The organism is Rhodobacter capsulatus SB 1003, from assembly GCF_000021865.1.
Classification (GTDB): Bacteria; Pseudomonadota; Alphaproteobacteria; order Rhodobacterales; family Rhodobacteraceae; genus Rhodobacter; species Rhodobacter capsulatus_B.
Genome location: NC_014034.1, coordinates 2,237,627 through 2,258,722 on the forward strand (window position 1 = coordinate 2,237,627; position 21,096 = coordinate 2,258,722).

Sequence of the window (21,096 nt, forward strand, 5' to 3'; positions counted from 1 at the left end):
ATGGCGAGACTTGCGATCAACGGCTTGGGCCGGATGGGAAAACTGCTCTTGCGGCGGCTCATCGATCTGGGGCGCGGGCCCGAGATCGTGCTTTTGAACGACGCCATGGGCGACGCCGAAACCCATGCGCTGCTGCTCGAGTTCGACACGGTGCATGGCCGCTGGCCGACCCCGGTTGCCGCCACCGAAACCGGGCTTCAGATCGCGGGGCAGCGCATCCGGCTGACGCGGGAAAAGACCCTTGAAGCCCTGCCCCTGGCCGAGATCGGGGTCGATCTGGTGCTCGATTGCACCGGGCAGTTCAAGACCGCGGCCAAGGTCCAGCCCTATTTCGATGCAGGCGTGCGCAAGGTCGTCGTTTCGGCCCCGGTCAAGGATACGGGCGCGCTGAACCTCGTCTATGGCGTGAACCACGTGCTTTACGATGGCAGCCAGCGGCTGATCACGGCGGCGTCCTGCACCACCAACTGCCTGGCCCCCATCGTGAAGGTGATCCACGAAGCGCTTGGGATCAAACACGGATCCATCACCACACTGCATGACGTGACGAACACGCAAACGATCGTCGACCGCCCCGCGAAAGACCTGCGCCGGGCGCGGTCGGCGCTGATGAACCTCATTCCCACCACCACCGGCTCGGCCACGGCGATCACGCTGATCTATCCCGAGCTGAAAGGGCGGCTCAATGGCCATGCCGTCCGGGTGCCGCTTTTGAATGCCTCGCTGACCGATTGCGTCTTCGAACTTGACCGCCCGACCACGGTCGCAGAGGTGAACAGCCTTCTGCAGACCGCCGCCGAGGGAGGGCTGAACGGCATCCTCGGTTTCGAGACGCGGCCGCTGGTGTCGTCGGATTTCACCAACGACCCGCGCTCGGCGGTGATCGACGGCCCCTCGACGATGGTGGTCAATGGCACGCAGCTCAAGCTTTACGCCTGGTATGACAACGAATGGGGCTATGTCTGCCGGATGGCCGATATCGCCCGAATGGTGGCGGGGTCGTTGTGAGCGCCAATCCGATCCGCGCCTACGCTGCCGTCACCGCCGCCTATTGGGCCTTCATGCTCACCGATGGCGCGCTGCGGATGCTGGTGCTGTTGCAGTTCAACGGGCTGGGCTTCAGCCCGGTCGCGCTGGCCTGGCTGTTTCTGCTTTACGAAGTCGCGGGCATTGCCACCAATCTTGGCGCGGGCTGGCTGGCGGCGCGGTTCGGCCTGGCCGCCACGCTTTACGGCGGGCTTGGCCTGCAGGTCGCGGCGCTGGTCGCGCTGACGCAGCTGGACCCGGGCTGGTCGATCCCCGCCTCGGTCGCTTTCGTGATGGCGGTGCAGGGTGTCTCGGGCGTTGCCAAGGATCTGGCCAAGATGTCGTCGAAATCGGCGGTGAAACTGCTCGCCCCCAGCGGCGAGGGCGGGCTGTTTCGCTGGGTGGCGGCGCTGACCGGGTCAAAGAACGCGGTGAAGGGGCTCGGCTTCTTCCTTGGCGCGGCGCTTCTGGCGCTTGTCGGCTTCAAGCCGGCGATCTGGGGCATGGCGGGGCTTCTGGCGGCGATCCTGATCGCGGTCGTGGCCTTCCTGCCCAAGGGCCTGCCCGGGAAGATGAAATCCGACGAGGCCTGGGGCGGCTGGCGGTCGCAGGACCCGCAGGTGAACCGGCTTTCGCTGGCGCGGATGTTCCTTTTTGGCGCCCGCGATGTCTGGTTCGTCGTCGGGCTTCCGGTCTATTTCCAGGCGGTTCTCTCCGACGGCACCGCCGAGGGCCGCCGCGAGGCGTTCTTTCTGACCGGCGGTTTCATGGCGCTCTGGATCATCGCCTACGGCGCGGTGCAGGCCTTCGGGGGCAGCATTCGCAAGCACTCTCGCGCGGGTCTTCGTCAGCACGGCGGGCGGCAGCGGGTCGCGCTTCTCCGACGCCTTCTGTCCCTGTCCCTTCGCCACCCGCGCCACGGGCAAGCGGCTGAACGGGTTCGGCATCGTGTCGGGCATCCCGAACTCGACCTTGGCGAAGTTGACCACGGCGGACAGGATCGCCAACTCCCGCGACACCGTTGCCGCGCTGACCTTCGTCCCTGTCCCTTTGCCCGTCGCCTTCACCCGGTCAAGCATGTGATCGCGGACGGCGCGGGCGTCCTCTGGCGTGATGGCGGTCAACAGCGGATCGCGCCCGATGGCAGCGATTGCCGCCTCCACAACGCGGGTCGCAAGCCCCACAACGCGGCTGTCCGTCTCCGGGCTGTCCGCTTTCAGATGCTCTTTCAGATAGAGCCGCAGGGCGTCCCCCAAGGTCGGCTCCGGGGGCCTGCAGCGTTCCGGCCCAAGGCGCAGAAGGTTGACCGTGTGGCGATCCACCGGGGGCGCTCCGAGGGGTTCATAGCCCACTTGCGGGAAGCTCTCGGCCAGAGAATCGGCAGCGATTTCCAAGGCTTCCTCGGTCGCGCCACGCGCCACCAGATCGGCCCGACGCAGCCACCGCCCCGGCCATCCTTTTCTTCGCCGCCTCAATCTCGCGCTCCACCTGGGCGTGATACTGAGGACAGGCGGCAAGGGCTTCCTTCTGGGAATCGCCCGGCTTGCGCTTGAACTCGCGCTTGGGGATGACCTCGGAAACGTCCTTGGGAACCTGCGGCGGTATTGCCGGCTTCCCGATCTGGTTTGCTCAACGTGCTTCAAGACAAGCCCCGTATGTGCTCGAATGTGCACCGGAAGGGACGCAAGGGCCAGAAGATATTGAGAAATTTGACCCTAATAGGGTTCAGTTGGAGCGGGTGAAGGGAATCGAACCCTCGTCATCAGCTTGGGAAGCTGCGGCTCTACCATTGAGCTACACCCGCGTTGAGCGTCAGATAAGCGATGCCTCAGCCGCCGTCAAGCGCCGATCTGACCGCGGCGGCGGCGGCGACCGCCGCCCTCGCCCGAGCCGCCCGCGTTGAAATTCACCTCGGGCAGCGTGATCAGCGCCGTCAGATGCGGGAACGGATCGGTCGCATGCGGAATCGCATTGGCCGCCACGAAATGCTCCTGAAAACGCGGCTCGATCGCGGTCTCGATCTTCACGATCCGCCGCACCTGCGCCTCGATCCCCCGCCGCGCCGCCACCGAGCACAGCGCCATCCGCGCCCCGGTCCCGGCCGCATTGCCCGCCGAGCTGACCGCCTCCAGCGCCACATCGGGGATCATCCCCAGCACCATCGCATGTTTCGGACTGATATGGGCGCCAAAGGCCCCGGCCAGAACGACCCGGTCGACCCGGTCCACCCCCATCTCGTCCATGAGCAACCGCGCGCCCGCGTAAAGCGCGGATTTCGCAAGCTGAATCGCCCGGATATCGCCCTGTGTCACGGTGATGCGCGGCCCGCCCGCGGCGCTGGCGTCGTGGATCACGTATTCCTGCGTCCGCCCCATCGCGACGCAGCGCGCCGTGCCCACCTGCTCGGCCGAGCCGATCAGCCCCGAGGCATCAAGGATCCCCGCGATCCGCATCTCGGCCACCGCCTCGATGATGCCCGAGCCGCAGATGCCGGTGATCTCCGGCGTGCCGAAGGCCGGATCGTCCGACCAGTGGTCATTGCCGATAATGCGGAAGCGCGGCTCCTTCGTCGCCGGATCGATCTCGATGCGCTCGATCGCGCCCGGCGCTGCGCGCTGCCCGGAGGAAATCTGCGCCCCTTCAAAGGCCGGGCCGGTGGGCGAGGAACAGGCCAGAACCCGGGTGCTGTTGCCCAGAAGGATCTCGGCATTGGTGCCGACATCGACGATCAGCGACAGATCCTCGCGGGTTTCGGGCGCTTCCGAGAGCGCGACGGCCGCGCAATCGGCGCCGACATGGCCCGCAATCAAGGGCAGGATATAGGCCCGCGCCCCGGCGGCAATGGGCGTCAAGCCGAGCCCGGCGGCCGAGAGGGTCAGCCCCTGCCCCGTCGCCAGCGCGAAGGGCGCCTGCCCCAGTTCGACCGGATCGAGGCCGAGCAAAAGATGGTGCATGACCGGATTGCAGACGATCACCGCCTCGACCACCGCGGCGGCCTCGATCCCGGCCTCAAGCGCCAGCGCCTCGGCCAGCGTGGCCAGCGCCGCGCGCACCGCCGCGGTCATCTCGGCCGCGCCGCCCGGGTTCATCATCGCATAGCTGACGCGGCTCATCAGATCCTCGCCAAAGCGGATCTGCGGGTTCATCAGCCCCGAGGAGGCGAGCACCCGGCCGTCATCAAGCGCCACCAGATGCCCCGCGATCGTGGTCGAGCCAAGGTCGATCGCCAGGCCGTAAAGCGGCGCCTCGCGCAGGCCCGGAAACAGCGCGACAAGCTGCGGCGGGGTGCCGTCGCCCGCCTCCTGCACCGCCGCCGTGACCTGCCAGTTGCCTTTGCGCAAGACCGGCTGCAGCTGCGCCAGAACCGCAAGATCGGCCTGCAAACCCTTGATCTGCCATTGGCTTTCCAAAGCCGCCGCAAGGCGTTCGAAATCGCTTGAGGGTTCGTGCATCGAGGGCTCGGCGACTTCGACATAAAGCGGCCGGGTGGCCGGATCCATCTGCATCACCCGCTCGGAGGCGGATTTGCGGATCACCTGCTTGTGCACCTGGCTTTCGGCCGGAACGTCGATCACCACATCGCCCGTCACGCAGGCCTGACAGCCCAGCCGCCGTCCCGGTTTCAGGCCGCGGATACGGTCGTAACGCTCCTCGACCGCGTTGAGCGGGCTGAGCGCCCCGGCGCCGACGCTGACGCCATGTTTGGGAAAATCGCCATAGCCCGGAGAGATCTGACATTTCGAGCAGATGCCGCGCCCGCCGCAGACGGAATCGAGATCGACGCCCAGCGCGCGGGCGGCTGCCAGAACCGGCGTGCCCAGCGCCACCCGGCCGCGCTTGCCCGAGGGCGTGAAAATCACCAATGCATCGTCACTCATCGCGCTCTCCCTGATTCAGGATCCGTTCTAGGACAGCCCGCGCGCAAGGCAAAGCCCGGCTGCGACAGCAAGTCGCGGCTTTGCGGCATGCGGAAGGCGAAACGGCGGATCAGCGCTTCGCGACGGCGCCGAATTCGGTGCTGGCAAAGCGGCTCATCGCAGAGCCGATTTCCTCGGACAGGCGCAGGATCGTTTCCAGCCGGGTCTTGATTTCGGCATGGAACAGATCGAGCTGATCGATCGTCGCCGCCAGCCCGCCGCCATTGGCGCGCAACCGGCCGCATTCCACCCGCCCCATCACCCGGATCGTGTCGAGCCCCAGCATCAGACGGCGGATTTCCGAGCTGGACCGGGTCAGTTCCTCGGCATGGTCGACCGCGCTTTTCAGCGCCACGCGGCTGTCTTCGCGGCCGGAGGCGCGCAGCCGTTCCAGCCCCGCCCCCTCGGCCGCCCAGTCGATCCCCGCGACCGGCTCGGCGTGGCGGAAGCGGCTGATCATCTCGCCAAGGACGCGATCCGCCCCAAGCAGGAACAGCGCCCGCGCCGCCTGCCGCGAGACCCGGTCGCAGAGGTTGTCGCGGCCGGTGACGAAGCTGCGCAGCCGCTCCGAGATCACCAGCGAGGAGGCGCGGTAGTTTTCGGAAATCGCCGAGACCGGCCCGCCCGAAGGTTCCAGCCGCGAACGCACAAGGCGCATGTTGTTCGGGATCGACTGCAGCGATTCGAAGCTGCGCAGCAATTTGCGCTGCTCCTGCGTCACCTGTTCCAGCGCCACGTTCAGATCGATCAGGCGCTGGGTGCGCGGATCGACCGGGCGGCGCATGCGGATGTCGCGGGCGGCAAGTTCCTGGCCCAGCGCGCTGGCCATGAAGGTGGTGTAGCTGGTGAAGCCCGCCTCGGTCACGGCGTGCCACAGCATCCGGGCGCTGGCCTCGGGGTCGAGCCCTTCGACCCGTTCGCGGGTGCAAAGATCGGCATAAAGCGCCCGGACCTTGTCGAAGAGCGGCGAGGAGGGCTTGAGGCGGACCGACAGATAGCCGCCCTCCATCGGCAGGATCACCCCGAAGACCCAGTAATGATCGCCGTTGCGGGCCCGGTTCTTGACATAGCCGCCCATCGGATGGCCGTTGCCCAGCGCGTCCCAGAGGATGCGGAAAACCGCGCGCGGCGTGTCGGGATGGCGGATGATCTTGTGCGGCGCCCCCAGAAGGTCGCCCCAGCCATAGCCCGAGACGCGCTGGAACACGTCATTGCCCGCCAGAATGACGCCGCGCTTGTCGGTGCGCGAAAAGAACACCTCGTCGAAGCCAAAGTCAACCGCCCCTTCGGCATGGCGCGACGGATCATTCTGCAGGGTCACGGGGCCTCTCCGGTTCTTGAACGCCCCATTCTACCCTGGGCGGTGTTACCGGGAGCTTTATTTTCGGGCATTGACCGCCGATATTCGCGCGAGACGCGGCCTTTTCCGGGCCGACTCAGGCCGGATCGGGCCGCGGCCCCGCACCGGGCTTGATCCAGGCCGAAACCGGCGCCGGACGGCCGAAATGGTAGCCCTGCAGGAAATCGGCGCCGATCCGGCGCAAGAGCACCGCCTCGGCCTCGCTCTCGACCCCCTCGGCGACGATCGACAGCTCCATCGCCCGCGCCAGCCCGACGATCGAGCGCACCATCCGCATCCCCTGCTGGCCGTCCTCGATCGAGCGCACGAAGGAACGGTCGATCTTCAGCACGTCAAAGGGCATCTGCGTCAGATAGCCGATCGAGGCGAAGCCGGTGCCGAAATCGTCCAAAGCCAGGGTGAAGCCGTTGTGGCTGAGCGCGATCAGCTCGTGTTCGATCGTGGCATCGTCGCGCACGACGATCTGTTCGGTCACCTCGACCTCGATCCGCCAGGGCGCGATGCCATGCGACAGCACGACAGCGGTGAATTTCTCGGCAAAGCCGCGGCTCATCAGCTGCGCGGGCGAAATGTTGATGCTGACCCGGGCCTGATCCATGAGGCGCATGTCGGCGCAGACCAGATCGAGCAGCCGCCAGCCCAGCGGCATGATCAGCCCGCTCGCCTCCGCCACCTTGATGAAGCGGTCGGGCGCCACCGCGCCCAGCTCGGGCGAGGTCCAGCGCGCCAGCGCCTCGTAGCGGATCGGCGCGGCGCCAAGGCTTGCGGGCACGATCGGCTGGTAATGGATTTCCAGCCCCTCGCCCTCGGCAAGCGCGCGGCGCAATTCGCGTTCGATCCGCTTGTGATCGAGATCCTCGCTCTCCATGCGCTTGTCATAGCGCACGACCTCCAGCGTCTCGCGCAGCTTGGCCGAATACATCGCCCGGTCGGCGCGGCGCAAAAGCTCTTCCTGTTCCATGCCGCGCCGATCCTCGAAGGCCAGCCCCTTGGAGGACAGAACCTCGAAGCTGACCCCGTTGCACAGGATGGGCTGTTCGGACAAGCGGTTGATCTGACGGCATTTCTCTGCGACGATCCGGTCAAGGTCCCGGCTTGCGGAAAACACCACGAAGAATTCGTCGCCGCCGTAGCGGGCCAGAAAGGCGGTCTCGTCGGCGATGGCGCGCAGCCGCGCGGCGAATTCGACCAGAAAGGCGTCGCCGCCCAGATGCCCGACGGTGTCGTTGATCTGCTTGAAGCGCACCAGATCGATGGCCAGAACGGCGCAATCGACGTCGCTGCTGTCGCGCAGGCTGTCCAGATGCTCGCGCATCGCAAAGCGGTTGGGCAGGCTGGTCAGCGCGTCGATCCGCGCGCGGTCGAAGGAAATCGCCTCGCGTTCGATCAGCCCCGCCGCCTTCGAGCGCAGCAGCAGCGCCGCCGAATAGGAGATCACCACAAAGACGAAGCTGATCCCCGCCATGATCGGAAACATCTTCCAGAACAACAGCGTGCCCGGTTGCGGCGGGGTCCAGCGCAGCCAGGCGACCGGCTTTCCGTCCACCCCCGGCAGCGCCACCGAGATCGTCTGCGCGGCCTCGGGCGGGGTCATCGTCACGGCCAGCCCGGTGATCGAGAATTCGCTTTCCATGTCCCGCAGCCGCTGCGGCGCCATCACCTTGCCGATCGTGGCGATGCCGGCGCTGCCGGGCACGACGCGCGCCAGAAGCGCGGGGTTTTCGGGCAGCAGATAGGAGCTTGAAAACATCACCGGCTGGCCGTCGCGCATCTCGAAGTAATCATGCGTCTGGCGGTGCGACGGGTCGAGCCCGGGGGCGATCCTGCGCAGGATCTGCCGCGTCCGTTCGGTCAGCAACCCCGGCTGCGGCGCCAGCCCCGCCCCCTCGCGCCAGGACAGCGGCGCCGCGAACGGACCGTCGAAGACTTCGGCAAACTGGAACACCTCGCCGCGATGCGCCGTGATGCCGTAATTCGAGGCCAGCCGGTCGATCGCCAGCTCCTGGGCATCAAGATAAAGGTCTGTCCAGTTGTGGTAATCGCTTGCCAGAATCGACACCTGTTCGAGCAGGTTCTGCACCCGTCCGGCCACGCGCTTGGTCGATTCCTCGGCGGCGCTGTCGTCCATCGTGCCGCGCACCGAAAGGAGCGACATCCACAGCACCGCCAGCACCGCGAGCAGAACCGCGGTCACCAGGACCACGATCTGCCGCGGCAGGGTGTTTCCACTCATCAGGCGGCCGCCTCCAGCGGCGGCAGCACGGCATTTTCGTAGCCCAGAACGCAGACCTGCGCATAGTCGCAGGTCAGTTCGCTGCCCGCGGCCAGATCGCGGGCGGCGATCATCTCCTCGCCGCGGTCGATCAGGCTGGGGTCGTCGCTGTGGTTCATGAACATGTCCCCATCATTCCCAAGGCGGAAAATTCCGAGATGCGGAAGATATTCCGCGTGGTGCCGCACCGTCTGCGCCAGATCTTCGGGAAATTGTGCCAGCGTGGCGGCAGGTATGTCCACATCAAACATCGGATCATGGCGCCAGACCGTGGCCCCGGCGCGGATCGGCACCCGAGTGAAGACGCCAAGGCCGTGAATTTTGCTGCGGGCAACATAGTGACTTACAAGAAGCATGGAATGTCTCGTCTGTGCATCGGGAAGGGTCGTTCAGGCCTCGGCCTGCATCATCACGACGGAAAACAGCGCAGCGCCAATGCCTGCGATCTGCCGCGTCGAGAGGGTTTCTCCGAAAAAGACAACACCGACACCGGTCAGCAGCAGGATGGTGGCCGCGCTGTAGCGCACGGCGATCTGCGCCAGGCTCTGGCTTTGCATGAGCCACATCCAGCCAAGCGCGGTCAGCGCATAAAGCGCCGCCCCGGTGAAGAACCAGACCGAGGCATGCGGCACGGCGCGCAGGCTTGCGGATTTGAGCGCGTAATCGCCGACAATCGTCAGGACGACGATTGCCGCCAGAATGAGATAGGATCGCATCGCTTGGCACTCCTGATATCGTTGCCTATCGAAGACAGGCCCACGTTAAGGTTAAGATGATTTTCGAATTCTAAACGCGGGCGGTGGAAACCCGTAAAATTAACCAAATTCCGCGCAGGCGCGCAAAAACACGTCTGCGTGCGGGGACGGGGGGTGTGTTTTTCGGGGGCACAGGGCCCGCCCTGCGGCGGATCAGGCCCTGTCCGGCCGAGGTCGGGTCACATCCTGCAGCGGAAAGCACAAGGGCAGAATCACCCCTGGCAGGCATCTCCGCGGCGCCAGACAGCGCAAAGGCCCGTTGCGCCGCGTCCCCTCTGCGTGGACCGGATCAGACGTCCAGCTCCTCAACGAACCGCGCGTTCTCGGTGATGTACTGGAACCGCAGCTCGGGTTTCTTGCCCATCAGCCGTTCCACCAGATCGTCGGTCTCGCCCGCGAATTCGTCGTCGATGGTGACCCGGATCAGCTTGCGCGTCGCCGGGTTCATCGTCGTGTCCTTCAGGTCCTTGGCATCCATCTCGCCCAGACCCTTGAAGCGCTGCACGTCGATCTTGCCGCGCCCGCCCAGCCCCTTCGCCATCCAGACGTCCTTTTCGGCATCGTCGGCGACATAGATCCGCTTCGCCCCCTGCGTCAGCCGGTAAAGCGGCGGGCAGGCCAGATACAAATGGCCCTTGTCGATCAGCCCCCGCATCTGGGTGAAGAAAAACGTCATCAGCAGCGAGGCAATATGCGCGCCGTCGACATCGGCGTCGGTCATGATGATGATCTTGTCATAGCGCAGATCATCGACGCGGAACTTCGTGCCCAGACCCACCCCCAAAGCCTGCGCCAGATCGTTGATTTCCTGGTTCTGGCCCAGTTTCGAACTCGCCGCGCCCAGCACGTTCAGGATCTTGCCGCGCAAGGGCAAGAGCGCCTGCATCGTCCGGTCCCGCGCCATCTTGGCCGAGCCACCCGCCGAATCGCCCTCGACGATGAAAAGCTCCGTCCCCTCGCGGTTCGTGGCCGAGCAATCGACGAGCTTCCCGGGCAGGCGCAGCTTCTTCGTCGCCGATTTGCGCGAGGTTTCCTTTTCCGCCTTGCGCCGCAGCCGCTCCTCGGCCCGCAGGACAAGGAAATCAAGGATCGCCCCCGCGGCCTTGGTGTCGGTGGTCAGCCAGGTGTCGAAATAATCCCGCACCGCATTTTCCACCCAGCGCGCGGCCTCTTCCGTGCTCAGCCGGTCCTTGGTCTGGCCGACAAAGGACGGCTCACGGATGAAGATCGAGATCAGCGCGCAGCCACCCGTCAGCATGTCCTCGCGGGTGATCTGCGCCGCCTTCTTGTTGTTGATCCGCTCGCCATAGGCGCGGATGCCCTTGAGGATCGCCGCCCAAAACCCGGCTTCGTGCGTGCCGCCCTCGGGCGTGGGCACGGTGTTGCAATAGCTGTGGATGAAGCCGTCGCGCACCGGGGTCCAGTTGATCGCCCATTCGACCGAGCCGGGGATATTGTATTTTTCCTCGAAACTGACGCGGCCCGCAAAGGGCTTGTCGGAATAGGTCGAGGCCCCGGTCAGGGCTTCGGCCAGATAATCGGCAAGGCCATTGGGGAAATGGAAGGTCGCTTCCGTCGGCGTGTCACCATCGGCAATCGCCGTCTTCCAGCGGATCTCGACGCCCGAAAACAGGTAAGCCTTGGAACGCGTCATCTTGAAGAGCCGCGCGGGCTTGAGGCTCAGCGAGCCGAAAATCTCCGGATCGGGGTGAAAGGTCACGGTGGTGCCGCGCCGGTTCGGCGCCGCGCCCAGCTTCGCCACCGGCCCCTGCGGCACGCCGCGCGAAAAGCGCTGCTCGTAAAGCTCCTTGTTGCGCGCGACCTGCACCACCATCAGATCGGAGAGCGCATTCACCACCGAGGAGCCGACCCCGTTCAGACCGCCCGAGGTCGAATAGGCCTTGTTCGAAAACTTCCCCCCCGCATGCAGCGTGCACAGGATCACCTCCAGCGCCGATTTGCCGGGAAACTTCGGATGCGGATCGACGGGAATGCCGCGGCCATTGTCGCGCACGGTGACCGAACCATCGGCATTCACCTCGACCTCGATCCGGTTGGCGTGCCCCGCCACCGCCTCGTCCATGGCGTTGTCGAGAATCTCCGCCACCATGTGATGCAGCGCGCGCTCATCGGTGCCGCCGATATACATGCCCGGCCGCTTGCGCACCGGCTCCAGCCCTTCGAGCACCTCGATCGAGGACGCGTCATAAGTCTCGCTCGGGGTCGAGGACAGAAGATCGCCGGACATGGTGCTCGCTTTCATTGGTGTTCTTGAGATGCACAGATACCGCAGCTTGGGCACCCGGGGCAAGAAGGGGGCTCTGCCCCGTCCCGTGCCGGGACTCCCCCGGGATATTTGAGGCAAGATGAAGGGGGGCTTTCATCTTGCCGAAAATATCCCGGGGGGTGAATGGCGCAGCCAGAGGGGGGCAGCGCCCCCTTCGCGGGCGGCCGCGACGCGCGCCGCAACAGGTCGTGCCCCTTTGTCATTCTGTCGCACCCATGTCATAAGCTGGCCGCATCGATGTCCGAACCGTTCCGAAAGGCCCCCCATGACCCGCATCCTCCAGTCGCTCGCCGAAATCTCTGCCCGTTACGACGTGCTGCTGTGCGATCTCTGGGGCTGCGTGCATAATGGCGTCGCCCCCTTCCCCGCCGCCCTCGCCGCGCTGCAAGGCTTCCGCGCCCAGGGCGGCCGGGTGATCCTGATCACCAACGCGCCGCGCCCGGCCCGCTTCGTCGCCGAGGGGCTCGACCGCATGGGCGTCCCGCGCGAGGCCTGGGATGCCATCGTCACCTCGGGCGATGCGGCGCAGGACGCGATGTTCGCGGGCGCGGTCGGGCGCAGGCTCTGGCATCTCGGGCCGCAAAAGGACGACGGTTTCTTCACCGAGATCCCGCCGGAATGGCAGGGCCGCAGCCATGTCGAGCGCGTCCCCTTCGATCAGGCCGAGGGCATCGTCTGCACCGGCCCCTTTGACGAGCTGAACGAAGTGCCCGAAGACTACCGCCCCCGCTTCCTCGAGGCCAAGACCCGCGGCCTGCCGCTGCTTTGCGCCAATCCCGATGTGGTCGTCGACATGGGCGAAACCCGGATCTATTGCGCGGGCGCGCTGGCGGCGCTTTACGAGGAAATGGGCGGGCGCACGATGTATTTCGGCAAGCCGCATCCGCCGATCTATGACATGGCCCGGCGCCGCATGGCGGAATTCGGCCTGACCGATGACAGCCGCGTGCTGGCGGTGGGCGACGGCATCAACACCGATGTGGCCGGGGCGATCGGCGAAAATCTGGACGTGCTCTTCGTCTCGGGCGGGCTGGCCGCCGAGCAGTTCGGCGCCGATGTCGAAAATCCGAACGCGGATCTGCTCCGGGCCTGGCTGGATGCCCGCCAGCAGGATCCGCAATACACGATCGGCCGGCTGCGCTGAAACGACCCCGCAACTATCTTGCGCCCGACATTCGTCTTGGGTTCATAAGTTTCGCTGCGCTTGCATGGTGGCGGCCGCCGTGCTAAGCGGCGGCGCAGCATGACCCCAAGCCGGAGCGCCCCCATGACCGACCAAATCCAACGCGGCACGATCTGCATCGATCAGCTTGAACTCGGCATGATGCGCACGCTGACCAAGGAAATCACCGACCGCGACATCGAGTTGTTCGCCGAGGTCTCGACCGACCGCAACCCGGTGCATCTGGACGAGGATTTCGCCAGCACCACGCTGTTCAAGGGCCGGATCGCGCATGGGATGCTCTCGGCCGGGCTGATTTCGGCGGTGATCGGCGAGCAGCTGCCGGGCCATGGCACGATCTATCTGGGCCAGTCGCTGAAATTCCGCGCCCCGGTGCGGCCGGGCGATGTGGTGACGGCCGAAGTCACGGTGGCGGCGATCGATCCGGTGAAGCGTCGGGTCACCCTTGAAACCCGCTGCCGCGTGGGCGATACGGTGGTGATCGAGGGCGAAGCGCAGGTTCTGGCGCCCGCCTGCAAGCACTGACACGACCGGCGGCCTCGCCGGAGGCGGGACAAGACCGGGCATGCAGACCTATACCCACTGGACGGGGCTTTCGCCCGAGGCGCGCGGCGCCTCGGTGGCGATGGGCAATTTCGACGGGGTGCATCTGGGGCATCAATCGGTGATCGACCTGGCCCGCGGCCGCGAGCCTTTGGGCATCATCACCTTTGAACCCCATCCGCGCGAGGTCTTTGCCCCCGAGGCCGCGCCGTTCCGGCTGATGAATGCCGAAGCCCGCGAACACCGGCTGGCGAAACTGGGCGTGACGCGGCTTTACGAGCTGCCCTTCGGCCCCGAGCTGGCGGGGATGGACCCCGAGACCTTCGCAGGCAAGGTGCTGGCCGAGGGGCTGGGCGTCGCCCATGTCACGGTGGGGGGCGATTTCCGCTTTGGCAAGGGCCGCGCGGCGGGCACGGCCGAGCTGATCGCGCTGGGTCAACGCCTGGGCTTTGACGTCACGGTGGCGCCGCTTCTGCACATCGACGGGATCGAGGTCTCCTCGACCAATATCCGCAAGGCGCTGGCCGAGGGGCGGGTGCGCGATGCGGCGAAGATGCTCGGTCACCTGCACCGGATCGAGGGCGAGGTGATGCACGGCGACAAGCGCGGCCGCGACCTGGGCTTTCCGACCGCGAACATGTCGGTGGCGCGGCTGCATCTGCCCAAGCTCGGCGTCTATGCGGTCAAGGTCGATGTGCTGACCGGGCCGCAGGCGGGGGCATACTTTGGCGCGGCCAGCCTTGGCGTGCGGCCGATGTTTGGCGAAAACGCCCCCAATCTGGAGACTTTCCTGTTTGATTTCGAAGGCGATCTTTACGGCCAGCATCTTTCCGTCGCGCTGGTCGAGTATCTGCGCCCGGAAATGAAGTTCGACGGCCTGCCCGCCCTGATGAAACAGATGGCAGCCGATTGCGAAACCGCGCGCGAGATCCTGCGCACAGCCTGAAGTGACTTCCCTGATGCCCAAATCCGAGTCACCTTTCGCGCGATGAGTAGTAACTTGCGCCCCCTGTTCTGGACCCTGCCGCTGACCAGGCTGACCCCCGCCGAATGGGAGGCGCTTTGCGACGGCTGCGGCAAATGCTGTCTGAACAAGCTGGAATATGAAGACACCGGCGAGCTGGAATTCACCCGCGTCGCCTGTCGTCTGCTTGACGGCGAAAGCTGCCGCTGCCGCAACTACGAGATCCGGCATCAATTCGTGCCCGAATGCGTGCGGCTGACGCCGAAATCGCTGAAGAAAAGCGTCTATTGGATGCCCGCGACCTGCGCCTATCGGCTGCGCTACGAGGGCAGGCCGCTGGAGCCCTGGCATTATCTGATTTCGGGCGATCCCGAGACGGTGCATGATGCGGGGCAATCGGTGCGCGGCTGGACCGTCTCCGAGGCCGAGGTGCCGGAGGAAGACTGGCAGGACTACATCATCGAGGATCTCTGAATGCAGTTTGCGTCGGACAACACCGCGGGCGTCGCGCCCGAGATCATGGCGGCTTTGGCGGCGGCGAATGCGGGCCATGTGGCCTCTTATGGCGCCGATCCGCTCAGCGGCGCGGTGGTCGAGCATCTGCGCGAGATTTTCGAGGCGCCGCAGGCCGTGGTCTATCTGGTGGCGACGGGCACGGCGGCGAATGCGCTCTCCTGTGCGGTGCTGACCCAGCCCTGGGGGGCGATTTTCTGTCACCGCAACGCCCATATCGAGGAAGACGAATGCGGCGCCCCCGAATTCTACACCGGCGGCTCCAAGCTGGTGCTGGTCGACGGGCCCCATGCGAAGATGGACGCGGCCGGTCTGCGCGCGGCGATTGCGCATACCGCGCGGGCGGGCGTGCATAACGTGCAGCGCGGCATGGTCTCGCTGACCAATGCGACCGAGGCGGGCACGATCTACACCCCCGCCGAGGTGGCGGCGCTGACGGCGGTGGCGCGGGAGTACAAGCTGCCCGTGCACATGGATGGGGCGCGGTTTGCCAATGCGCTGGTCAGCCTGGGCTGCACCCCGGCCGAGGTGACCTGGAAGGCCGGGGTCGATGTGCTCAGCTTTGGCGGCACCAAGAACGGCTGCATGGGGGTCGAGGCGGTGGTGATCTTCGATCCCGCCCGCGCCTGGGAATTCGAGCTGCGCCGCAAGCGCGGCGGGCATCTGTTTTCGAAGCACCGCTTCCTTGCGGCGCAGATGGCGGCTTACCTCGAGGGCGATCTGTGGCTGCGGCTGGCCCGGCAGGCAAATGCGATGGCCACGCGGCTCTCGCAGGGCATTGCCGCTGTGCCCGGGGCCTCGCTGACCCATCCGACACAGGCGAACGAGGTCTTCGCCGCCTTCCCCCGCGCCGCCCATCGCGCAGTTCATGCGGCGGGGGCGTCCTATTACCTCTGGCCCTTCGATCAGTCGCTTGACGGCCCGGGCGAGGTACCGCTTGCCGCGCGGATGGTGACGACCTGGGACACGACCGAGGCCGAGATCGACGCGTTTTTGGCACATCTGCGCTGAACCGTGGCGGGGCGTCGGCGGGCCAGCCCCCTGCCCCATTCCGGTGCTTGACGGTTCCGCCCGTCCCGCCTAGACCTTGCCGCACTCTGGGGGCCTGTAGCTCAATGGTCAGAGCCGGGCGCTCATAACGCCTTGGTTGGGGGTTCGAGTCCTCCGGGCCTACCACATCCCCAAAACGGCATTGAAGTCATTCACTTTTTTGCCGTTTTTGTATCAGGGCTGCGGGGTGATACAACGTTCCCGCCTTGTTCCACCCCCATGACGAGTCGCCGACGATCTGCCGCGCGGGTGTAATGCTCGGCCTCGACCAGCGTCTGATGCCCGCCCCAGGCCATGATCGCATGCGCCGATCCACCCGCTTCCGCGATCGCGGTGAGGCGGTATTTGCGCAGGCCATGGGCGGATTTTTCGACTCCTGCCCCGCGCGCGGCCTCGCTGATCACATTGCCAAGCCCTTTCACCGATCGCACACGCCCGTTCGCCTCAAGGAAGGTGAAACCGCCCGAGAGACAGGCCAGCGCCGCCTTGACGGTCTCGCGCTCGGCCGCCCAGGCCGCAGCATAGCCCGGCAGCGGATTGGACCAGGGCACCATCGCCGGATTGGCGGTCTTGCTCTGCCGGTAGCTCAGCACGCCGCCGTGGTCGATGTTGCACGGGCCAAGGCGCACTGCGTCATTCGTCCGCGCGCCGGTCCAGCAGACCAGCTCGAAACAGGCGCGCTGCACGGTGCCGATCGGCCAGCGGGCGCGGAACTGTTCGACCTCGTCCTGCGTCCAGGCGGGAAAGCCCTCGGTCTTGACCTTGATGCGCCTGACCTCGATCGACGGGTCGGACTCGATCTCGCCGCGCCGCCGGGCGCCGCCCATCACCCGCCGCCACGCCTTGAGGCGCTTGTTCGCGGCATCGGCGGAAAGCTTGTCGAGATCGGCCTCGATATGGCGTGACCGCAGCCCCTTGAGCGGCGCCGTGCCATAGGCGGCTTCCATCGCGTCGAAATCCTTGCGCAGGATCGACTGATAAAGGCTCGACAGCTCGGCAAACGGACGGCTGGTTTTTTCGGCACGGATCGCGGCGGCAAGCGTTCCCGCGGCGACCGGCGCCTTGCGCGCAAGGGCGGCGGGGCCGGTCAGGCTGGCCTCGGCCGCTGCCCAAGCGGCGACGAAATCCGGGTGCGTCTCGGGCAGATCCGGCAAGCGGATGCCGCTGGCGCGGTGATATTTCACCACGCGCTCGCCGCGACGCTGGCGCCGGACGCCCTTCAACTGGACACCCCAAACAGGTGATCGCATGCCGTTTCCCCTTCGCTCTCGCCCTCAATGGGCAGCGCCGAGGCGAAGGCGTCAAGGTCGAAGCGGTCGTAAAGACGTTTCGCCCCCAGCTTTCGGCGCGGGATCTCCAGCAGTCGCAAGGTGCTTTCAGAGACGCCAAGGTAATGCGCCGCCTCGGGCGCGGTTGTGATCCGGCGCCAGGTCCGGCGGGCACAGATGCTGCTGTTCTTCTCGCGCCTTTCCCCATGCCTGATCGGCATGGAAGCCTGTGCCGGGGCGCATCATTGGGCGCGGCAGCTGACGAAGTTCGGCCATCAGGTGCGGCTGATCCCGCCCTCTTACGTCAAGCCCTTCGTCAAGCGGGGCAAAACCGACGCCGCCGATGCCGAGGCGATCTGCACTGCATTGACCCAGTGAAATCCTGCTCATGCTACAAAGGAGAACGTGGCCATGAGTATGACGATGGACGACAGCATCAAACGTTGGACGGCGAAGCGGAAGACCGCCTTGGTGACCGAGATCATTCAGGGCAAGACGACGGTGGCCGAGGCGAGCCGGTCGTTTGACCTGACACCTTCCGAGATCGAGGGCCGGGTCGAGGACGCGAAGCGGGGCATGGAGAATTCCTTGCGCGCCAACCCTCTCGACATTCGCGAGCACTACGAAAAGCAGCTCCAGGATCTGCAAGAAGCCTATGGCGAGGCGATGCTGGAATTGCGTGCCCGAAAAAAGCTGGCGGCCCTCATGGAGCGGGATGGAGTGAGGGGCGAGCGTGCCACCGGTTCAAGCGCCGCCCCGAACCAATGATCCGGACGCTCCATGAGGGCCTGCTGGCCGATGGTATTGCGGTGTTGATCGCCAAGCTTTGCACCTGGTTCGGCGTGCCGCGGCGCACGGTCTATGATAGGCCGACCAAAGCAGCGCCCAAAGTTGATGACCGGTTCGCGGTCCCGATCAAGGCGATGATCGAGGATGGAGGAGGATCAGAAAAGGCCCCAGTGGGGCGTTTTCCCGACGACACCCTCGTTCGGCTACCGCACCGTGGCGTGGTTGCTCGGGTGCAACAGTGAGGCCCCGAACGCCATTGGTCCGAGTGAGCGGGCCGAACGACGGTGCAGCGGATCTTTCAGATCAAGGGCTGGCAGGTGCGCAAGCGCGCCATCGGCATGCGGCCGCGGATCGAGGCGGTGCCTTCGGTCGCCACCGCACCGAACGAGCGCTGGTCGACGGATCAGGCGCGGGTCTGGACCGGCAAGGACGGCTGGGCGTCGCTCGCCTTGGTGATCGATTGCCACAGGCGCGAACTCCTGAGCTGGCACCTGTCGCGCTCCGGCAAGGCCACGACCGCCAGCGCCGCGCCTGAACATGCCCTGATCCGCCGGTTCGGAACGCTTGGCCGGGTCAACCGGGCGTTCCTGCTGCGGTCTGACAATGGTCTGATTTTTACCAGTCGCCACTTCACGGCTCTGGTGCGCAGCTATGGCCTGAAACAGGAGTTCATCACCCCGCATTGCCCGCAACAAAACGGCATGGTGGAGCGCGTCATCCGGACGCTCAAGGCGCAATGCATTCACCGCCACCGCTTCGAGAGCATCCAGCACGCCAACCGCGTCATCGGCGACTGGATCGTTCGGCCGCTCTCTCGGACCCATGGCGATCGCGGCCTCACTCAACAACCACCGCCGCCCTCATCAGGCCCTTGCCGGGCGACGCCTGTCGAGGCATTCAGATTAGCGGCTTAACTTGAGCAGATTCAGATGGGGCAATACACGCTCGGCATGTTGCCCGCCACGGCCCGGTGCTTAGGTGAAGGCCACCCCAGGCGGCGCCGTGCCGCCCCAAGGGCGGTCGTCGCGGGCCAGCGCCCAGAAGTATCCGGTTTTGGTTTTCCTGGCCCCCGGATCGAGCACCGGGGCACGCGTGTTCTTCGGGGCTTACGCGGCCCCATCAGGGCCACGGTCCCCTCGAACTCCATGAAGAGCTTGGTTGACCGCTTCAGATCGGCAATCAACGCGTCAAACACCGGCCGGAGTTCAAAGGCAGCCCGGCCGACCCAATCGGCCAGTGTGGAGCGGTCGAGATCGATGTCCTGCCGGGCGTAGATCTGCGCCTGGCGATACAATGGCAGGTGATCGGCGTATTTCGAGACCAGCACATGGGCAACCAGGGCCTCACTTGGCAGGCCCCCCGGGATCAGCCGATCCGGGGCGGGCGCCTGCACCACGCCATCGGTGCAGGACCGGCAGGCGTTCGGGCCCTCCTTCGAACCAATGGCAGTCAGGCCCTCACTTGGGCCGACGCGTGACGAGGACGCGGAACTGCGCGAGAATGATGTCGAGCCGTTCCGAGACATCTTCGCCGATGCGATGCAGAGCGAGCCAGGGTGCGCCACTGGTTCAAGAACCATGGCGAGCACCGCAGGCGCAGGTCAGGCTTACGGGCTCGATCATCTCCTCGATGCGCGGCAGGTGTTTCGGCAGCGCACCGCGATTGGCGGCCCGCGGCTTTTCCGGGCGCCTGGCCGATCGGTTGTCCGCGTCTTCCTCGGCGTGGATCACGGCGATGGCGGTTTCCAGATCCTCGAGCGCCAGCTCGAACTGATCCGGATCGCTCTTCTCGGAGCGTCGTCCAAGGGCCGCCTGCCGGAAGGCGGCGACCAGCTTTTCCAATCTGGCGATCCGCTCGTCCTTGCGCTGATCGCGTGCCTCCGCGGTGTTCAGACGCGCCCTCAGGGCAGCGATTTCCTCAAGCAGATCAGCGGTCTCGGGCATGGCAGAAACCTACCACGCCCCCCCCGCAAATGCCCGCGCAAAGCGCGGGGAGAGTCATCTGGCCGCAGCATTTGCGCCCTCATTCGACCGCCTCGGGCGCCCGCACATCAAGGGCCCGCACCCGCCGCCAGTCGAGCCCGGCAAACAGCGCCTCGAACTGGGCATGGCTCAGCATCATCATGCCGTCCTTGACCGCCGGCCAGGTAAAGCTGTGCTGCTCAAGCCGTTTGTAAGCCATCACCAGCCCATTCGCCATTGTCTCTCGGACCAATTGCGTTTCAATGGCTCATCGTCCCAGTAGAGCAGCTTCAGCCGATCGGCCTTGCGGGCGCGGAACACAAAACACGGTGCCCGTGAACGGGTCTTTCCGCAGCGCGTTCTTCACAAGTGCTGCCAGGCTGTCGTGGCCCTTGCGAAGCGAGCCATTGGCGCCATTGGTTCAAGCCCAATGGCGAGCGATCGGCTGCGTCGCCACCATGATCCGCACCCGGTTCGAAGGAAAGATCATGTCCCGGCGACCAGGGCGCGCACGACAGCGGCAATTCGCTCGACCGAAGCACCGGGTTCCAACCGGACGATGACCGCCCCCATCACGATCTCGGGGCCGGAGTTGCTCCCCGGCTGCGGAACATCGTTCTGCGGTGCCACCATCAGCGCCGCGAATTCCTCAGGATCTTCGGGGGCGGGCAAAACCAGCCGCCCCTGCCGGGCAAGTGTGTGCCACGATGACCTGCCCCCCGGTCGTCCCTCAGTCATAACGAGAGTCCTTGGGGTTGATAGTGGTCGGTTTCGGGTTGGGCAAGCGCGCCGGGCGCGGAGCCCTCAGATTGCTCAAGCGCTCGGCGCGCTTCTGCCGGGGTCTGATTGCCCAGCGAGGAATGCGGCCTGATGTGGTTGTAGTCGTAGCGCCACAAGGCCAAGGTGCGCCGGGCATCGGCGAGGCTGTCGAAGATCTCCTCGTTGAGGCATTCGTCGCGTAGACTGCCGTTGAAGCTCTCGATGAAGCCGTTTTGCTGCGGCTTGCCGGGGTCGATGTAGTGCCACTCCACCTTGTTGACGTTCGCCCATTTCAGGATGGCCTTGCTGGTAAACTCGGTGCCATAGCATGTTGGTAATGACGCGCCGTTGAAGGTTATGGCCGTCTGCGCAGCCTCCAAAATTGCGCGAGCCAGGCGGCCATAACCAGGGCTCAGGTCTCTATGGTGGTTTTGCGAACCACACCACAG

General features: G+C 65.7%; 18 protein-coding genes, 2 tRNA genes and 4 pseudogenes. 12 read left to right on the forward strand and 12 right to left on the reverse strand.

Features of this window, described 5'->3' with window-relative positions; translation table 11 throughout:
* Both RCAP_RS10290 and RCAP_RS19320 read left to right on the forward strand, forming a co-directional pair.
* Entirely contained in the window at positions 1 to 1,008 is a 1,008-nt protein-coding gene (locus RCAP_RS10290; RefSeq protein WP_013067794.1) for an ArsJ-associated glyceraldehyde-3-phosphate dehydrogenase, read from the forward strand.
* 53 nt (positions 1,009 to 1,061) lie between these two features.
* Positions 1,062 to 1,847: pseudogene (locus tag RCAP_RS19320) on the forward strand (organoarsenical effux MFS transporter ArsJ); the annotation flags it as partial.
* A 909-nt stretch (positions 1,848 to 2,756) separates the two neighbouring features.
* On the opposite strand, the gene RCAP_RS10300 reads toward RCAP_RS19320, so the two are convergent.
* From RCAP_RS10300 to parE, 7 genes are all read right to left on the reverse strand, one after another.
* A tRNA-Gly gene (locus tag RCAP_RS10300) sits at positions 2,757 to 2,830 on the reverse strand.
* Between the two features lie 34 nt (positions 2,831 to 2,864).
* Entirely contained in the window at positions 2,865 to 4,904 is a 2,040-nt protein-coding gene (locus RCAP_RS10305) for an ASKHA domain-containing protein (RefSeq protein ID WP_013067796.1), read from the reverse strand.
* Between the two features lie 109 nt (positions 4,905 to 5,013).
* Positions 5,014 to 6,264, reverse strand: coding sequence for a PAS domain-containing protein (locus tag RCAP_RS10310; protein WP_013067797.1), 1,251 nt, complete (start codon positions 6,262 to 6,264; stop codon positions 5,014 to 5,016).
* Between the two features lie 115 nt (positions 6,265 to 6,379).
* Positions 6,380 to 8,536 (reverse strand): putative bifunctional diguanylate cyclase/phosphodiesterase, encoded by a 2,157-nt coding sequence (locus RCAP_RS10315; protein WP_013067798.1) that lies wholly within the window; start codon positions 8,534 to 8,536, stop codon positions 6,380 to 6,382.
* Entirely contained in the window at positions 8,536 to 8,931 is a 396-nt protein-coding gene (locus RCAP_RS10320) for an SET domain-containing protein (protein WP_013067799.1), read from the reverse strand. Before RCAP_RS10320 ends, RCAP_RS10315 begins: the two co-directional genes overlap by 1 nt.
* A 33-nt stretch (positions 8,932 to 8,964) precedes the next feature.
* Positions 8,965 to 9,291, reverse strand: coding sequence for a hypothetical protein (locus RCAP_RS10325; RefSeq protein WP_013067800.1), 327 nt, complete (start codon positions 9,289 to 9,291; stop codon positions 8,965 to 8,967).
* Positions 9,292 to 9,619: 328 nt separating this feature from the next.
* Positions 9,620 to 11,578: a DNA topoisomerase IV subunit B gene (gene parE / locus RCAP_RS10330; protein WP_013067801.1), complete on the reverse strand. Its 1,959-nt coding sequence runs from the start codon at positions 11,576 to 11,578 to the stop codon at positions 9,620 to 9,622.
* A gap of 304 nt (positions 11,579 to 11,882) precedes the next feature.
* On the opposite strand from parE, the gene RCAP_RS10335 reads away from it, so the two are divergent.
* From RCAP_RS10335 to RCAP_RS10360, 6 genes are all read left to right on the forward strand, one after another.
* Entirely contained in the window at positions 11,883 to 12,761 is an 879-nt protein-coding gene (locus RCAP_RS10335; RefSeq protein WP_013067802.1) for a TIGR01459 family HAD-type hydrolase, read from the forward strand.
* A 123-nt stretch (positions 12,762 to 12,884) separates the two neighbouring features.
* The gene (locus RCAP_RS10340) at positions 12,885 to 13,325 is read left to right on the forward strand and encodes a MaoC family dehydratase (protein ID WP_013067803.1); all 441 of its coding nucleotides are present in this window, start codon (positions 12,885 to 12,887) and stop codon (positions 13,323 to 13,325) included.
* Positions 13,326 to 13,365: 40 nt separating this feature from the next.
* Positions 13,366 to 14,289, forward strand: a complete 924-nt coding sequence (locus RCAP_RS10345) for a bifunctional riboflavin kinase/FAD synthetase (RefSeq protein WP_013067804.1) — start codon at positions 13,366 to 13,368, stop codon at positions 14,287 to 14,289.
* A gap of 42 nt (positions 14,290 to 14,331) precedes the next feature.
* Positions 14,332 to 14,781, forward strand: coding sequence for a YcgN family cysteine cluster protein (locus tag RCAP_RS10350; protein WP_013067805.1), 450 nt, complete (start codon positions 14,332 to 14,334; stop codon positions 14,779 to 14,781).
* Positions 14,782 to 15,831 carry a threonine aldolase family protein gene (locus RCAP_RS10355; RefSeq protein ID WP_013067806.1) on the forward strand — a complete coding sequence of 350 codons (1,050 nt, stop codon included), beginning with the start codon at positions 14,782 to 14,784 and terminating at the stop codon, positions 15,829 to 15,831. It abuts the gene before it with no gap.
* Positions 15,832 to 15,921: 90 nt separating this feature from the next.
* Positions 15,922 to 15,996 (forward strand) — tRNA-Ile (locus RCAP_RS10360).
* 26 nt (positions 15,997 to 16,022) lie between these two features.
* On the opposite strand, the gene RCAP_RS10365 is transcribed toward RCAP_RS10360, so the two are convergent.
* Positions 16,023 to 17,120, reverse strand: coding sequence for a tyrosine-type recombinase/integrase (locus RCAP_RS10365; protein ID WP_037091491.1), 1,098 nt, complete (start codon positions 17,118 to 17,120; stop codon positions 16,023 to 16,025).
* A 150-nt stretch (positions 17,121 to 17,270) separates the two neighbouring features.
* Here RCAP_RS10365 and RCAP_RS18520 point away from each other — a divergent pair.
* The 4 genes and pseudogenes from RCAP_RS18520 to RCAP_RS19325 form a co-directional block, all read left to right on the forward strand.
* Positions 17,271 to 17,513 (forward strand): annotated as a pseudogene (locus RCAP_RS18520) (IS110 family transposase); the annotation flags it as partial.
* Positions 17,514 to 17,549: 36 nt separating this feature from the next.
* The gene (locus tag RCAP_RS10380) at positions 17,550 to 17,906 is read left to right on the forward strand and encodes a DUF1153 domain-containing protein (protein ID WP_013067809.1); all 357 of its coding nucleotides are present in this window, start codon (positions 17,550 to 17,552) and stop codon (positions 17,904 to 17,906) included.
* Positions 17,903 to 18,169 (forward strand): hypothetical protein, encoded by a 267-nt coding sequence (locus tag RCAP_RS19620; protein WP_157834370.1) that lies wholly within the window; start codon positions 17,903 to 17,905, stop codon positions 18,167 to 18,169. Before RCAP_RS10380 ends, RCAP_RS19620 begins: the two co-directional genes overlap by 4 nt.
* A 42-nt stretch (positions 18,170 to 18,211) precedes the next feature.
* Positions 18,212 to 18,841: a DDE-type integrase/transposase/recombinase gene (locus RCAP_RS19325; RefSeq protein ID WP_202944286.1), complete on the forward strand. Its 630-nt coding sequence runs from the start codon at positions 18,212 to 18,214 to the stop codon at positions 18,839 to 18,841.
* A 63-nt stretch (positions 18,842 to 18,904) separates the two neighbouring features.
* Here the strand turns inward: RCAP_RS19325 and RCAP_RS10390 are convergent.
* The 4 genes and pseudogenes from RCAP_RS10390 to RCAP_RS10405 all read right to left on the reverse strand — a co-directional run.
* Positions 18,905 to 19,870, reverse strand: a pseudogene (locus RCAP_RS10390) (transposase); the annotation flags it as partial.
* 79 nt (positions 19,871 to 19,949) lie between these two features.
* Positions 19,950 to 20,126, reverse strand: coding sequence for an IS66 family insertion sequence element accessory protein TnpB (gene tnpB / locus RCAP_RS19800; protein WP_080514609.1), 177 nt, complete (start codon positions 20,124 to 20,126; stop codon positions 19,950 to 19,952).
* Between the two features lie 248 nt (positions 20,127 to 20,374).
* Complete coding sequence (locus RCAP_RS10400) at positions 20,375 to 20,560, reverse strand: hypothetical protein (protein WP_013067810.1); 186 nt, start codon at positions 20,558 to 20,560, stop codon at positions 20,375 to 20,377.
* A 62-nt stretch (positions 20,561 to 20,622) separates the two neighbouring features.
* Positions 20,623 to 20,973: pseudogene (locus RCAP_RS10405) on the reverse strand (integrase core domain-containing protein); the annotation flags it as partial.
* Positions 20,974 to 21,096: the final 123 nt, after the last annotated feature.

Coding starts and splice junctions, on each gene's coding strand:
- RCAP_RS10290 (WP_013067794.1), top strand. CDS start 1: ATGGCGAGACTTGCGATCAACGGCTTGGGCCGGATGGGAAAACTGCTC.
- RCAP_RS10305 (WP_013067796.1), bottom strand. CDS start 4,904: ATGAGTGACGATGCATTGGTGATTTTCACGCCCTCGGGCAAGCGCGGC.
- RCAP_RS10315 (WP_013067798.1), bottom strand. CDS start 8,536: ATGAGTGGAAACACCCTGCCGCGGCAGATCGTGGTCCTGGTGACCGCG.
- RCAP_RS10320 (WP_013067799.1), bottom strand. CDS start 8,931: ATGCTTCTTGTAAGTCACTATGTTGCCCGCAGCAAAATTCACGGCCTT.
- RCAP_RS10325 (WP_013067800.1), bottom strand. CDS start 9,291: ATGCGATCCTATCTCATTCTGGCGGCAATCGTCGTCCTGACGATTGTC.
- parE (WP_013067801.1), bottom strand. CDS start 11,578: ATGTCCGGCGATCTTCTGTCCTCGACCCCGAGCGAGACTTATGACGCG.
- RCAP_RS10335 (WP_013067802.1), top strand. CDS start 11,883: ATGACCCGCATCCTCCAGTCGCTCGCCGAAATCTCTGCCCGTTACGAC.
- RCAP_RS10340 (WP_013067803.1), top strand. CDS start 12,885: ATGACCGACCAAATCCAACGCGGCACGATCTGCATCGATCAGCTTGAA.
- RCAP_RS10345 (WP_013067804.1), top strand. CDS start 13,366: ATGCAGACCTATACCCACTGGACGGGGCTTTCGCCCGAGGCGCGCGGC.
- RCAP_RS10350 (WP_013067805.1), top strand. CDS start 14,332: ATGAGTAGTAACTTGCGCCCCCTGTTCTGGACCCTGCCGCTGACCAGG.
- RCAP_RS10355 (WP_013067806.1), top strand. CDS start 14,782: ATGCAGTTTGCGTCGGACAACACCGCGGGCGTCGCGCCCGAGATCATG.
- RCAP_RS10365 (WP_037091491.1), bottom strand. CDS start 17,120: ATGCGATCACCTGTTTGGGGTGTCCAGTTGAAGGGCGTCCGGCGCCAG.
- RCAP_RS10380 (WP_013067809.1), top strand. CDS start 17,550: ATGAGTATGACGATGGACGACAGCATCAAACGTTGGACGGCGAAGCGG.
- RCAP_RS19620 (WP_157834370.1), top strand. CDS start 17,903: ATGATCCGGACGCTCCATGAGGGCCTGCTGGCCGATGGTATTGCGGTG.
- tnpB (WP_080514609.1), bottom strand. CDS start 20,126: ATGGCGAATGGGCTGGTGATGGCTTACAAACGGCTTGAGCAGCACAGC.